This is a genomic window from Nostoc sp. UHCC 0870, from assembly GCF_022063185.1.
In the GTDB taxonomy this organism is placed as follows: domain Bacteria; phylum Cyanobacteriota; class Cyanobacteriia; order Cyanobacteriales; family Nostocaceae; genus Trichormus.
Map to the genome: position 1 here is coordinate 2,565,858 of NZ_CP091913.1, position 14,483 is coordinate 2,580,340.

The window sequence follows — 14,483 nt, forward strand, 5'->3', positions numbered from 1 at the left end:
CATGAAACGCATCGTCTTGATTGCTGGTTTTGAATCGTTTAACGCTGACTTGTACAGGAAAGCCGCTTTATTGGCTAAATCTCGCTGTGCTGATTTGGATATTCGAGTATTTAGCGATCGCGATATTACAAGCATTCGCCCAGAAGTAGAAGCCGCACTCCAAGGCGCGGATGTGTTTTTTGGTAGCCTGATATTTGATTATGACCAAGTTTTGTGGTTGCGCGATCGCATCGCCCAAATCCCCATCCGCCTAGTATTTGAGTCAGCTTTAGAACTGATGAGTTTAACTCAAATCGGTGGATTTGCGATCGGTGACAAACCCAAAGGAATGCCCAAACCAGTTAAATTCATCCTCGATAAATTCAGTAATGGACGCGAAGAAGACAAACTCGCTGGTTATATTAGCTTCTTAAAAATCGGCCCCAAACTGCTGAAATTTGTCCCAGTGCAGAAAGTCCAAGACTTACGCAACTGGTTAATTATCTATGGTTACTGGAACGCCGGCGGGACAGAAAACGTTGCGTCATTATTTTGGACACTAGCAGAAAAATATTTAGATTTAAAAGTCGGCGACATCCCCCCACCCATCGAAACCCCCAACATAGGTTTACTACATCCCGACTATCCAGGCTTTTTTGAATCCCCCAAAGCATACCTAGAATGGTATCAAAAGAGGAACATAGGAAATAAAACCCATCCCCAATACCCAATACCCAATCCCCAGTCCCCAATCCCCAGTCCCCAATCCCCAATCCCCAATCCCCAATCCCCAATCACCGCCATCCTCCTCTACCGTAAACACGTCATCACCAAACAACCCTATATTCCCCAACTGATTCGCCGTTTTGAGGAAGCGGGTTTGATACCTTTACCCATTTTTATCAACGGTGTAGAAGGTCATGTGGCGGTACGTGATTGGATGACCACCGACTACGAACTTCACCAACGCAAAATAGGTAATATTGAAACCCCTTCACTTTCCCAAGAAGCCGTCAAAGTAGATGCAATTGTCTCCACCATTGGGTTTCCTCTCGTGGGTGGCCCAGCCGGTTCAATGGAAGCCGGTCGTCAAATAGAAGTAGCCAAGCGCATCCTCACCGCTAAAAACGTCCCCTACATTGTCGCTGCACCTTTGTTAATTCAAGACATCCACTCTTGGACGCGTCAAGGTGTGGGAGGTTTGCAAAGTGTGGTATTGTACGCCTTACCAGAATTAGACGGTGCAATTGATACTATTCCTCTGGGTGGATTGGTTGGGGAAGATATTTATTTAGTTCCCGAACGGGTACAGCGTCTGATTGGGAGAGTGCAAAACTGGGTAGAGTTGCGACAAAAACCCTCCGCAGAACGTAAAATAGCCATTATTTTGTATGGCTTCCCCCCTGGTTATGGTGCGGTAGGTACGGCTGCATTATTAAATGTCCCCCGCAGTTTAATTAAATTACTCCACGCCCTCAAAGACCAAGGTTATAACGTTGGCGACATCCCAGAAGATGGGGAAGAATTGATTCGCCGAGTCAGAGAAGCCGATGAAGAGATGGAAAGATGGGAAATAAATCAGCCTTTTCCCTCCTCAGCCAATACGGTCAACGCCCGGAAACTAGAAAAATGGTTAGGATATCTCCTGACATCGCGCATCGAAAAACAATGGAAATCTTTAACAGGAAGCGGAATAAAAACCTACGGTGATGAACTCCATATTGGTGGAGTGCAGTTAGGAAATGTGTGGATAGGTATACAGCCACCTTTGGGGATACAAGGCGACCCCATGCGGTTAATGTTTGAACGGGATTTAACACCTCATCCTCAATATGCAGCCTTTTATAAATGGTTACAAAATGAACTGCAAGCTGATGCTGTAGTTCACTTTGGTATGCACGGTACTGTAGAATGGTTGCCAGGTTCACCGTTAGGAAATACAGGTTATTCTTGGTCAGATATTTTATTAGGAGATTTGCCTAATTTATATATATACGCCGCCAATAATCCTTCCGAGTCGATATTAGCAAAACGTCGCGGTTATGGGGTGTTGATTTCTCATAATGTTCCCCCCTATGGTCGTGCTGGTTTGTATAAAGAATTGGTATCGCTGCGAGATTTAATTGCAGAATATCGAGAAGATAAGACAAAGAATTATGTACTAAAGGAAGGGATTTGTAAAAAAATTGTCGATACAGGTTTAGATGCCGACTGCCCATTTGAAGATGCCAAACATCTGGGTATTGCCTTCACTCCAGAAAACATCAGAATGTTTAGCAGCCACGCTTTTGATGATTATCTGGTGAAGTTATATGAGTATTTACAAGTTTTAGAAAATCGCTTATTTTCTTCGGGGCTGCATACATTGGGTGAACCACCAAACGAAGAAGAATTAGCATCTTATTTAGAAGCTTATTTTGGTAGTGAACAGCCAAGTGACCCAGAAGAAAAACAGCAAATCACAGATTTGTTGATGCAAAGTACAGATGAGTTAACCAATTTATTAAGGGGGTTGAATGGTGAATTTATTCCCCCTGCGCCTGGTGGTGATTTATTGCGAGATGGTGCGGGAGTGTTACCAACGGGGAGAAATATTCACGCTTTAGACCCCTATAGAATGCCTTCTCCCGCCGCCTATGAACGGGGACGGGAAATTGGGCAAAAAATTATCAGCCAGCATTTACAAGAACATGGCACATATCCCGAAACAGTAGCAGTTTTATTATGGGGATTAGATGCAATTAAAACTAAGGGTGAATCGTTAGGAATACTTTTAGAATTGGTAGGTGCTGAACCTGTAAAAGAAGGAACAGGGCGAATTGTTCGCTATGAATTGAAACCTTTAGTAGAAGTAGGACACCCCCGCATTGATGTGTTAGGAAATTTATCAGGAATCTTTAGGGATAGTTTTGTAAATATCATCGAATTGTTAGATGATTTATTCCAAAGGGCGGCTGATGCGGATGAACCAGAAGAGCAGAATTTTATTAAAAAACACGCTTTAGCTTTAAAGGCGCAAGGCGTAGAAAACACATCAGCGAGATTGTTTTCTAACCCGGCTGGTGATTTTGGTTCATTAGTAAATGATAGAGTAGTTGATGGTAACTGGGAATCTGGGGAAGAACTAGGAAATACTTGGCAAAGTCGCAATGTCTTTAGCTATGGCAGACAAGATAAAGGCCAAGCTAGACCAGAAGTATTAAATCAGTTATTAAAGACTAGCGATCGCATCGTGCAAGAAATAGACTCTGTAGAATATGGTTTAACCGATATTCAGGAATATTACGCCAACACCGGCGGATTGAAAAAAGCAGCCGAAAAGCAAAGTGGAAAGAAAGTTACTACTAGCTTTGTGGAAAGTTTCTCCAAAGACACCACACCCCGCAACTTAGATGATTTACTCAGAATGGAATACCGCACCAAATTGCTAAATCCCAAATGGGCGCAAGCAATGGCTAATCAAGGTTCTGGCGGTGCATTTGAAATTTCCCAACGCATGACAGCATTAATTGGTTGGGGTGGTACTGCTGACTTTAAAGATGATTGGGTATACGAGCAAGCCGCAGATACCTATGCGTTAGATCCCCAAATGGCGGAGAGATTACGCCAAGCCAACCCAGAAGCTTTTCGTAATATTGTCAGCAGAATGTTAGAAGCACATGGGCGCGGTTTTTGGCAAACTGATACAGATAGATTAGATAAATTACGTCAATTGTATGAATTGACAGATGAACAATTAGAAGGTGTAACAGTTTAATTTTTCTCTATGCCTCTGCCTCTGTGTCTCCGTGGTTTAAAGTATTTTATTTACCACAAAGGCACAAAGGCACGGAGAAGAAAGTCCAGATTTTATTGCGAATTGCGAATTGCGAATTGGTTTTATCACCCTACCCCGCCCGTTCTTTAGCCAGACTATCAATTGCATCACCCAACGCAGTAGTCAGGCTTTTACGGGTTTGGGTGTGGTTTTCTTGCTCTATTTTTAAAGCGTGAATCAAGCGATCGCGTTCTTGAATGACAGCCACTAGTTTGGTTTTTAAGTCTTCTACAGTCTTAATGGCGGCGAGTTCCTGGTGAATGGCTGTGATCACAGTAGAGTTGGGGAATGTTGCTCCATCAATACCTTTGAGTTTTTGAATTTCTATTTGGAGGGATGCGATCGTTTTTCGGGTCAGATCAGCATCAGTGCGGCGTTGTTCTGCCTCCGTGTTATAAAGTTTACGCCATTTTTCGGCACTTTCCCAAGCAGCATCGCGATCGCGCTGTTGTTCTACTAGCTGCTGTTTGAGTGATTCAATTTCAGCTAACCATTGTTGGGTGATGTGTGTACCAATTTCAATACGTTCAGTCATTTTTACACCTGATTATATTACTGTTGATACTCTGCTGTTACAGAAAAAGAGTCCAGTTTTTTATATGTAGAAAGCAATTAAGGACTGATTATAACCTTGACAATATGTATTTATGTATACTATAGTTAGCAATCTAATGATTAATTAAACCAATAAAAACTTGCTCATCATGAATAAGCCTATAAATTCACCATTCCGCTATGCCGGGGGTAAATTTTATGCTCGTAACTTGATACTGAGACATATTACGCCTCATTCATACTATGTTGAACCTTTTGCGGGAGGAGGTTCTATTTTTTTCGCCAAACAAAAAGTAGTCAATAATTGGTTAAATGATATTGATGAAGCAATTATAAATACATATTTAATTATTAGAGATCAACCTGAAGAGCTAATTAGTTATTTAGATGGCGAACAAGCCACTAAAGAGAGGCATTCTTATTATAAAAATGAATTTCATCCCCAAAACCAACTGGAAGCAGCCGCGAGATGGTTTTACTTAAATCGCACCTCTTACTCAGGAATTATGAAGCAGCAGAACTGCTATTGGGGATATGGTGATAAATATAGTATGCGTCCAGAGAACTGGCCTAGAAATATCCGTAGAACTTCAGAAAAGCTGCAAGATGTTAAGATTACTAATTTAGATTTTGAACAAGTTATAGAAACTGTACCTGATAATACTTTCTTATTTATTGATCCTCCATATTTTAATGCTGATCAAGATAAGTTTTATACTCACTCTTTTTCAAAAGATGATCACTATCGCCTATGTAAAATACTCAAAAAGCATCATAATAGGATTTATTTTTTATTAACTTATGATAATACTACTGAAGTTAGAGACTTGTATGAGTGGGCAATAGAAATGCACGATAAAGAATGGAATTACACAATAAGTAGAACGGATGACCAAAAAAAAGGTCAGAAAAAAGGGGATAACTTCAAAGGTGCGCGTTATAAAGGTAAGGAAGTATTTATATTGAATTACGATTCTACTGCAAACTTTTTCGATCAGCCAAAGCAATTAGTGATCGGATTTTAAATTCTTTCTAAAATATTTTCAAAAAATTGCAGACTCTTATCTAGTTCTATCCAACAATTTTTAGGAGAAGGAATCACCTCATTTGATAGCTCTTCAATATTTCCAAAATTAATAATTGGGTAGTTAGGAATAAAGCCACAATTGGACTTATCTAAGCAGGCTTGTTTGCCACATATCACACCGCTATTATGGGATACACTAATATCTAATGAACAAGCTAGATAAACTTTGTTGTATACAAATTCTTGTAAAAACTCTTCATCATTTGCGGTAGGATTCAGCTTGTTGATAAAATTCATTCCTTGCTCAGTAGGTTCAAATTTATACATTAAGTTGCCATCATTATCTTCCAATGTCTGGTAAAAAGCATTACCTATAGATGTAGCAACTACATCAAAATTGGTCACACGATATTGGTCACTATGAGCAAGAAAGATTTGCGGACTTACACCAAGCTTTTGTGCCATTGCGTTGACTTTTTCAGGGGTTTTAGTGGTACGTGAGCGCATACATTTAACTTTAATTAAATAATCGCCCTTTTTATGAAATCCTTCTCTAGAGGTTTTTGCAACACTAAACATTCCTTTCCCAGCCAATTTACACTCAACTGATATTACTTTTTTTGTTTTATTGTGCATCACCATGATATCAATGTCATGATTTCCAGTTTGGGCATTCATAACAGGCTTAATTACTGTCCAATCTTGGGAAGGTAATATTTGCCTTAATTTAGAATACATAGAAAACTCAAATGCTTTACCTCGAATCATGGGAGCTACTTTTAAGTCAGTTACTATTTTGTGTAAATCACTTGTTGATATATTTAACGAGCGGCAGTATTGACGAATTTCGTAAATCCATTGTTCTTCTTCATTTAAATTCATTTTTAGCTAACTCCCTTTAACAAATTATCAATTGTGAGTTCCAGAGCCTTAGCAAGTTTGTCAATGTTGATGAGGGTAATGTTTTTCTCGGCTCTTTCAATCATGCCTATATATGTTCTATGAAGTCCTGCTTTTTCAGCTAATTCTTCCTGTGAAAGACCTTGCTTTAACCTTTCATCTCTTACTCTTTGACCAAATCTTGTAAGTATCTCATTCTTCATGAAATTTCAATAAAGACATAACTAAAATATAGTAGTAAACTGCTGCATACTAAAGTTCTACATACTATAGTTAGCATTAAGTACGAGCTTATTAATAATAGATACAAATACCATGTTAAATATGACTACGTGACTTGGGTTGATTTTCAAGTTTTATAGTGTCTACGACATTTTGCCAATTATCATGCAATCAGTCGTACTAATACTTTATATATGTTTAGAGACTGGTTTGCAGACAACTTGGGAGTTAGTCAAGCTCGCAAAGAACAAGTATACCTAGATATATGCAGTTCAATCAGCTTAGAAGATGCCAGCTATTGGATTCAGGTTTTATTTGCAGCAGGTATTGCTACTTTGGGGCTGGTCTTAAATAGCCCAGCCGTAATTATTGGCGCGATGTTGATTTCTCCCTTGATGGGGGGTATTTTAGCCAATGGACTGGCTCTAGCTGCGGGTGATGTGGTTTTAGCCATGCGGGCGTTGCTCAATCTGTTGCTGAGTTGTGCGCTGGCGATCGCCTTTGCTGTCTTACTGGTATCTTTGCTGCCATTTAAGGAAATGACCAGTGAAATTGCGGCTAGGACTCGACCGAATATTTTAGATTTGTTTGTGGCTTTATTTTCAGGTGCGGTGGGTTCAGTAGCAATTTGCAAAGAAGCGAAGGGGGTAGCCACTTCAATTCCTGGTGTAGCGATCGCAGTTGCATTAATGCCACCATTATGTGTTGTTGGTTATGGTATCGGTATTGCCATCAGCATTAATCCTGTGAAGGGATTACAGGTGGCTAGTGGTGGAGGCTTACTATTTTTTACCAACTTAGTAGCAATTACCTTCACTGCAATGCTAGTTTTCCTCAGTCTGCATATTGACAATCTTCAGGTTAAAGAAAAAGTACGGGAATGGCGTAATACACATCCAGAAAGTATCTGGATGCAGGGTATTTTAGAACGACTACCTGCTTACCAAAAACTGAAAAAAATCGGTAGTCTACCTGGTAGATTACTGCTAATTTTTATGACAATTGGGGCGATTATGTTCCCACTCAACCAATCTCTCAACCAACTGAGAAGGGAAATTACTCTACAGCAACAAGAAAACCGCGTTCGCCGGTCGGCAATAGATATATGGCAACAGCAATTCGCTAATTTCTCTAATGGTGAAACACGCTCTTACATTGGTAACATTTCCACATCAGAGAAAAATAATAAATTGACAGTGCAACTTCAGGTGTTTAGTAGTAAAGAATACACATCAGATGAACAAAATAATTTTATTCAACAGTTAGCCTCACGTCTAGGAAAACCGACGGAATTGGTAGCACTCAAGTTAATTGAAATCCCCACAGCATCTAGTGAACTTTTACGTCCAATACCTGAAGATAAACCACCTGAACCAGTTATTACCGTCGCCCAATTACAATCAAGTTTCCTGCAAGAAGTCCAGTCAGCCTTGGGTGAAATGCGACTTCCCCAACCAGCGCAGATGATTAATTATGAGTTAATTACTATTCCCTATGAACCATTACGCATTCGGTTGGTGTATTTGAGTGAACGTGATATTGAAAAAGATGCCCAAGTTTTACTGGCTGATAATGTCAGGAGTAAGCTAGATTACCAGTCTGCGCTAGTCAGTATGCAGAGAATAGCAACTAATTTGGGAGTGATATCTTTTGAGCGTGATCAGTCTACACTGACACCAGATAACGCCAAGCTGTTAGATCGGGCTGGACAAATTTTACAGCAATTCCCTAACCTGCAACTGGAAATCATGGTTAACCAAGAACTAGAGGAACAGCAAGAGATTGTGCAACTGCGATCGCAAACCATTACAGATTACCTCAAAACCAATTGGCAAATTAATAGCGATCGCCTAATTTTAGGAGTCGGAACAGAGCCACAACGCAGCACAATACTCAAACTCACGGTAAAATCACTGAGAAAACCACCCATAGAAACCATACCGGAAACATTTTAATAAATTACGAATTACGAATTACGTAGCTTGCTTCTCTAACGAGACGCTACCGCAAACCCATAGGGTATTACGAATTACGAATTACGAATTACGAATTACGAATTGAAGATAATGCCACAGCCTCGCTTTGTCAGCTTCTTTCGGCATCTAAATTGGCGTACATTCAAAAAAACCATTGCTAGAACCATCAAAAGACGACTCTTAGGACTGGCTTCAGAAATTGCCTTTAATGCGATGTTATCTTTGTTTCCGGCAATATTGGCAGTCCTCACAGCCATTGGTTTACTGGAAGAATCGTTGCAAAACACCTTCAAGCAACTAGCTGAACAAGTCAGTCAAGTCGCGCCAGAAGAAGCAATGACATTGATTAAAGACTTTGCTAGCCAAGAAATTGCCCACTCTAAGAATAGTGGGTTATTTTCTTTGAGTTTCGTCATTGCCCTTTGGACAGCATCAGGGGCTGTAAGCACTGCCATGACAGCCTTTGATCAAATTCATCAAATCCCACCAGAAAAAACTCGTCCCTTTTGGAAAGCCAAAATCATCTCATTAGGATTGACGGTAGGCACAATTTTGCTACTGGTATTAGCTTCTTTCTTAGTATTTCTCAGTGACTTACTCTTGGGATTTGTAGTCAGTGGTAACTCATCTTTAATTTTCTTACTGTATATCTGGAAATTGTTGCGCTGGCCTTTAGCTTTAGGTATTGTGGCTACAGCATTTAGCTTTATTTACCGCTACGGGACTAGCGTTTGGAAATCAGGCACACCAATAATTCCAGGGGCAATGATTGCAGCCGTGTTTTGGGCAATTTTGTCTGCTTTATTTCGGCAATATGTCGCGAATTTCGGTAACTATAACAAAGTTTATGGTGCAGTCGGCACAGTAATCGTTTTAATGCTGTGGCTGTGGATGAGTGCGGCTGTTTTATTAATAGGCGATCAATTAAATGTAACTGTCGGTGAAGATATTCGCTCTAAATTGCCTAAAAATTCGGCAAAAGACGTTAATTTTCCCCAGGAGGTAGGAAGAAATATTGACTCCTAACTCTTGTAGAGACGTTAGAGGTTGTTTGAAAAGTCGGAAGGGGTGTAAAAATGTCATTCTGACTGGAGTCCTGAGCGAAGGGAAGGAACTGAAAGGAAGAATCTAGGCTTTTTAGACATCGTAACAAATATCACAGCCAGCCATTGCAAAATAGCCAGATAGCAGTAGAATGTTGGACAATTTAATTACAAGTGAGTGGCCTATAATGCCCCATGCTTCTCCTGTTGACTATAATGCTCAAGCAGCAACTTTAAAGCGTCTACGTCAAGTGAGTCGCCTTTTAGATAAAGTTATTGCTATTCCCGGTACACCAATTGCCGTTGGTTTAGATCCAATTATCGGATTTATACCAGTTGGTGGTGATGTTTTAGGTCTTTTACTTGCTAGTTACATTGTCGTGGAAGCAGCAAGACTGGGGATTCCTAAAAAAACTTTAAGTAAGATGGTTGTGAATATTATTATTGATAGTTTAGTAGGTAGTATCCCTGTTTTGGGTGATATTTTTGATTTTGCTTGGACAGCTAATGAGTATAATATTAAGTTAATAGAACAACACATGAACTACCTCTAGCTGGCTTCACTTCGTGACGCTGCGCGAACGCTTGAGCGAGAGGTTTCTACGCCCTCTAACCCGTTTTTAGCAAAGTTACTTTGAGATTTTTGTCGCTTCTTCGCCCCTAGTTGCCGCATCGATCCAGCTTGCTTACACTTGCTAGTAGATGCGGTAGAGCTAGGCGACTCTGCGACTACGAAGCCAGTTCCCGACTCCGGTAGATTACCTTTAGCCCAATAAAGCATAACTTCGGCAGCAGCAATGTCTCGATCCTGCACATACCTACAAACACTACACTCGTGAACTCTAATATCGAGTGTTTTCTTGTGCTGATGACCGCATTTAGGACAAGTTTGGCTAGGCTTGACTTTTTTGGTTGGAACTTCTACAAATACACCACCAATTTGCTCAACTTTGTACTTGATAGTGCTACGAAGTATTCCAAAACCAACATCCAGTATTGACTTATTCAAACCTGCTTTTTGCTTTTTGCGCTTACCTTTCTTAGCTTTACTAGACATATTCTTGACCTCTAGCTTTTCGGTGGCAATGAAGCTATTACAGCTAATTATTTCTACTGCTACCTGATGAACCCAATTTTGACGTTGGTTGGCAACTTTACGAGTTAGTTTACTAACTTTGTTTTGGGCTTTCTTCCATCTTCTAGAGGCTTTGATTTTTTTCTTTCTATTTGGTGCTTGTTTTCGTCTTTTATCCTTAGAAGCCTTTTTGATTAGATGTTCGGCATTCCTCAAAAATTTTGGTGCTTCAATTTGTTGATGATTCTCACCATCAGTAATTGAGAGTGCTGACTTACATCCTAAATCTATTCCAACAGCACCAGTTGGTAAAATATCTGGCTGAAGAACTTGGTCTAAAACATCAACTGTAATAGATGCGTACCATTTACCGTTACGGTAAACAATTATGCAAGTAGTTGGATTTCCCCAATACTTAGCTTGACCCCGCATCTGAATACGTCCAATTTTAGACAAGTTCAAATAACCATTTGCACCATTGGATTCTACTGAGTATCCGCTTTTCGCTGGATAAGTCCAACCTGAATAATGCCGAATTGATTTGTATTTAGGACGTTTACCTAATCCTTTAAACCAGCGTTCAAAGGCATAGTCTACACGCTTCAAGGTTGCTTGTAACGCTTAGGAATTTATTTCTTTATACTCTGTCCAAACTTCCTTGAATGCGGGTAAACAATTCTGTTGCTCGAAATAACTAACAGAATGATTGAACTTTTGATATTGAATAAAACGATTATAAACTGCGGCATTATAGAGGTCTTTATGTAATTTTCGGTGATACCGTAAAGACTGCTCTATTTGCTTATTTGGGTATAGCCGAAAAGTCATCTTCCTCGTAGCCACTGATTTATTTGCCTCCTATATATGTTTTGTTCTATGATATTACAGTTGATCTACAGGCTTGTCAAGTGGTTGCCAGAAAAGGTTCTCATTCGGTTTTCTCTGTTCACCTACACTTTGTATTTGTGACTAAATACAGACGTAAAACAATAACTGCACCAATACTGAAACGGTTACAAGAAATATTTGCTAATGTTTGCATAAAAACCAAATGCAGACTAATTGAGTTTTCAGGAGAAGTAGACCATGTTCATCTGCTAATTGATTTTCATCCAGATAACAATCTATCTTCTCTTGTAGGGAGCTTAAAATCGGCTTCTAGCCGAATTATTCAGAAAGAATTTTCAGAACATTTATCTACTTTTTATAGAAAACCTGTTTTTTGGTCGAGTTCATATTATGTTGCTTCTACTAGTGGCGCACCAATTGAAAAAATCAAGCAATACATACAATCTCAAGACGTGCCTAACAAATAATTGGAAATTACTCAAATCCTCTCCGCACTATTTCAACTACGTACCCTTCGGGAAGCAAACTACAAAAACATTTGAGAGGTTTTCGTAATTTCCCGCTATTCATCCCTACCTTGCTTTCCTGCGGAACGCTAGCGCGAACGCTGAAGGTAGGGACTTTCGCGTTACGTTAAAAATTCCACGTTAGTAGAGTGTAGGTAAATAATTTATTCTTACCATTGTCTGATCAACCTCAGCCGTGATAATAATGAGACTTCTGTAAACGGCATGAAAAATTTTTGAGATCATTCATTGATGAAAGATTGGTGGCAAGCAACTTTTCCCCAAGGGCGGCAAAGTGTAGTTATTAGCGATGTTAATGGTTATCCTGTGCAAATTGCATATGGTGAGAGAGGTACAGGTAAACCACTATTTTTACTACATGGCATGGGTAGTTGGAGTTATAATTGGCGTTATAGCATAGCTCCATTATCTAAACATTTTCGAGTCATTTGTTTTGATGCCAAAGGGTTCGGATTTTCTGATAAACCTTGGTTGCGCCGTGAGAAAGGTGGGCATCAAGTGATTGAGTTACAAAGGATTGTGCAAGCATTATGTGATGAACCAGCTATCATTGTTGGCGAATCAATTGGGGGATTAATTTCCTTAGCTTTAGCTCAAAAAAATCCCCAATTGGTAGGACGGTTAATTGTAATTAATGCCCCAATTTTTACTGAAAGTCTACCTCATTGGGCAATGGAAATACTTGCTCAAACCCCAATAGAAGTATTACAAGCAATTGACGATTTACGTTTGGCTTATTTGTTTGCGCCGCTAGTGCGAGAGGTTATGGGCATAGAAAGGCGCAAAGTGCTATTTGATCCCTCTATTCTCACCCAAGAAGATGTTTATTGGATTACTTATCCATTTATTGAACTGCCTGGTACTCTGGTCAAAGTGGCAGAAGAATTACAAATAGCAGCCAGAGAAATTAAGCATTGGCAAGCCAACAAACCCAATATGCTCACTCAAATTCAAGAGAATTTGGACAAGATTAATTGTCCCACATTAGTTTTGTGGGGCGATCGCGATAGTTGGTTTCCGGCTAGTCATGGCGAAAAATTACATCAATCCCTACCCAATTCCCAATTCCAAATCTTGGATAACTGCTGTCACGATGCCTCAACTGGTGCGGCAAAAGTAGTCAATCAGTCAATCCTGAAGTTTCTCAAAGATACAAATTTTTTCTAAGTATGTATCGATATGTTGAGGCATTTTAAAAATTGACAATAAACAAAAAAATTAACAAGCTATGCAAAGAAATATTAAGCCATAAAACCCTCTTAACTCCTACCTTTTCACCTCCTTACGTCTGCCTGCTACCTCCTGTATTCCAAAAACAGATAGCTGACGGCAAACATGGTATGAGAACATAAAAAAACTAAACTCAATGCAAGTTAGAGAAGTCCCAAGATAATGGAAGCAAGCAAAACAGTTGTAATTACAGGGACCTCTTCGGGGGTCGGGTTGTACACCGCCAAAGCTATGGCTGATAGAAACTGGCACGTAGTCATGGCCTGCCGGGATATAGAAAAAACCCAAAAAGTTGCCCAATCCGTAGGAATTCCCCAGAGTAGCTACACCATCATTCCCCTTGACTTAGCATCTTTAGGAAGTGTGCGTTATTTTGTCCAAAACTTCCGCGCCACTGGTAGAACCCTGGATGCTTTAGTGTGCAACGCGGCAATTTATATGCCTTTAATTAAAGAGCCACTCCGCAGCCCAGAGGGATATGAATTAACCATGGCCACAAATCATCTTGGCCATTTTCTGCTAGCTAACCTGATGTTAGAAGATTTAAAAAAATCATCTTCTCAGCCCAGACTCGTCATTTTAGGAACTGTCACCCATAACCCCAACGAACTCGGCGGAAAAATTCCACCCCGTCCAGACTTGGGAGATTTGAGAGGTTTTGCTGAGGGCTTCAAAGATCCAATTACAATGGCTGATGGTAAGAAGTTTGAACCCGTGAAAGCTTATAAAGATAGCAAAGTATGCAATATTCTCACCATGCGAGAACTGCATCGCCGATATCATGAATCTACAGGAATTATCTTTAGTTCTCTATATCCTGGATGTGTAGCAACCACAGCACTATTCCGTAACCACTATCCTTTATTCCAAAAACTCTTCCCCATCTTCCAAAGACGGATTACCGGCGGTTTTGTCTCTGAGGAATTAGCAGGCGAACGGGTAGCAATGGTAACGGCTGATCCTGAATACGGCAAATCTGGCGCGTATTGGAGCTGGGGAAATCGTCAAAAGAAAGACCGTGAGTCATTTGTACAGCAAGTTTCTCCCCAAGCTAGTGATGATGCTAAAGCCAAGCGGATGTGGGACTTGAGCGAAAATTTAGTGGGACTTGCACCAGTTAGTTCGCCAGCTGTTGCCAGATAATAATGAGTGGTGAGTAATGAGTAATGAGTAATAGATGTAGGTTGGGTTAAGCGCAGCGCAACCCAACATGGATCTCGGAAACTCAATAATGATATTGAATGATATTGGTGTTGGGTTTCCTTACGTCAAACGCCACTCGC

The 14,483-nt window shown here is 40.1% G+C and carries 12 protein-coding genes; 8 read left to right on the forward strand and 4 right to left on the reverse strand.

What is annotated here, in order from left to right:
- Position 1: 1 nt before the first annotated feature.
- Complete coding sequence (bchH, locus tag L6494_RS11180; RefSeq protein WP_237994788.1) at positions 2–3,736, forward strand: magnesium chelatase subunit H; 3,735 nt, start codon at positions 2–4, stop codon at positions 3,734–3,736.
- Positions 3,737–3,866: 130 nt separating this feature from the next.
- Here the strand turns inward: bchH and L6494_RS11185 are convergent, their stop codons facing one another.
- A complete protein-coding gene (locus L6494_RS11185; protein ID WP_237994790.1) occupies positions 3,867–4,331 on the reverse strand; it encodes a hypothetical protein in 465 nt (154 codons plus the stop codon).
- A 169-nt stretch (positions 4,332–4,500) separates the two neighbouring features.
- Between L6494_RS11185 and L6494_RS11190 the strand changes: the two genes are divergently transcribed.
- Positions 4,501–5,376: a DNA adenine methylase gene (locus L6494_RS11190; protein WP_237994792.1), complete on the forward strand. Its 876-nt coding sequence runs from the start codon at positions 4,501–4,503 to the stop codon at positions 5,374–5,376.
- Here L6494_RS11190 and L6494_RS11195 read toward each other — a convergent pair.
- The gene (locus tag L6494_RS11195; protein ID WP_237994794.1) at positions 5,373–6,260 is read right to left on the reverse strand and encodes a hypothetical protein; all 888 of its coding nucleotides are present in this window, start codon (positions 6,258–6,260) and stop codon (positions 5,373–5,375) included. The two genes, L6494_RS11190 and L6494_RS11195, sit on opposite strands and share 4 nt — an antisense overlap.
- A gap of 2 nt (positions 6,261–6,262) precedes the next feature.
- The gene (locus tag L6494_RS11200; RefSeq protein ID WP_237994796.1) at positions 6,263–6,481 is read right to left on the reverse strand and encodes a helix-turn-helix domain-containing protein; all 219 of its coding nucleotides are present in this window, start codon (positions 6,479–6,481) and stop codon (positions 6,263–6,265) included.
- Between the two features lie 213 nt (positions 6,482–6,694).
- On the opposite strand from L6494_RS11200, the gene L6494_RS11205 reads away from it, so the two are divergent.
- From L6494_RS11205 to L6494_RS11215, 3 genes are all read left to right on the forward strand, one after another.
- On the forward strand, positions 6,695–8,455 hold the full coding sequence (locus L6494_RS11205) for a DUF389 domain-containing protein (protein WP_237994798.1): 1,761 nt from the start codon (positions 6,695–6,697) through the stop codon (positions 8,453–8,455).
- 111 nt (positions 8,456–8,566) lie between these two features.
- A complete protein-coding gene (locus L6494_RS11210) occupies positions 8,567–9,502 on the forward strand; it encodes a YihY/virulence factor BrkB family protein (protein ID WP_237994800.1) in 936 nt (311 codons plus the stop codon).
- Between the two features lie 205 nt (positions 9,503–9,707).
- The gene (locus L6494_RS11215) at positions 9,708–10,073 is read left to right on the forward strand and encodes a DUF4112 domain-containing protein (protein ID WP_237994802.1); all 366 of its coding nucleotides are present in this window, start codon (positions 9,708–9,710) and stop codon (positions 10,071–10,073) included.
- Here L6494_RS11215 and L6494_RS11220 read toward each other — a convergent pair.
- Positions 10,070–11,200, reverse strand: coding sequence for an RNA-guided endonuclease InsQ/TnpB family protein (locus tag L6494_RS11220; protein ID WP_330911075.1), 1,131 nt, complete (start codon positions 11,198–11,200; stop codon positions 10,070–10,072). The two genes, L6494_RS11215 and L6494_RS11220, sit on opposite strands and share 4 nt — an antisense overlap.
- 302 nt (positions 11,201–11,502) lie before the next feature.
- On the opposite strand from L6494_RS11220, the gene tnpA reads away from it, so the two are divergent.
- From tnpA to L6494_RS11235, 3 genes are all read left to right on the forward strand, one after another.
- Positions 11,503–11,910 (forward strand): IS200/IS605 family transposase, encoded by a 408-nt coding sequence (tnpA, locus tag L6494_RS11225; protein ID WP_237994804.1) that lies wholly within the window; start codon positions 11,503–11,505, stop codon positions 11,908–11,910.
- A gap of 291 nt (positions 11,911–12,201) precedes the next feature.
- Positions 12,202–13,137 (forward strand): alpha/beta fold hydrolase, encoded by a 936-nt coding sequence (locus L6494_RS11230; RefSeq protein WP_237994807.1) that lies wholly within the window; start codon positions 12,202–12,204, stop codon positions 13,135–13,137.
- A 225-nt stretch (positions 13,138–13,362) separates the two neighbouring features.
- Entirely contained in the window at positions 13,363–14,343 is a 981-nt protein-coding gene (locus tag L6494_RS11235) for a protochlorophyllide reductase (RefSeq protein ID WP_237994809.1), read from the forward strand.
- Positions 14,344–14,483: the final 140 nt, after the last annotated feature.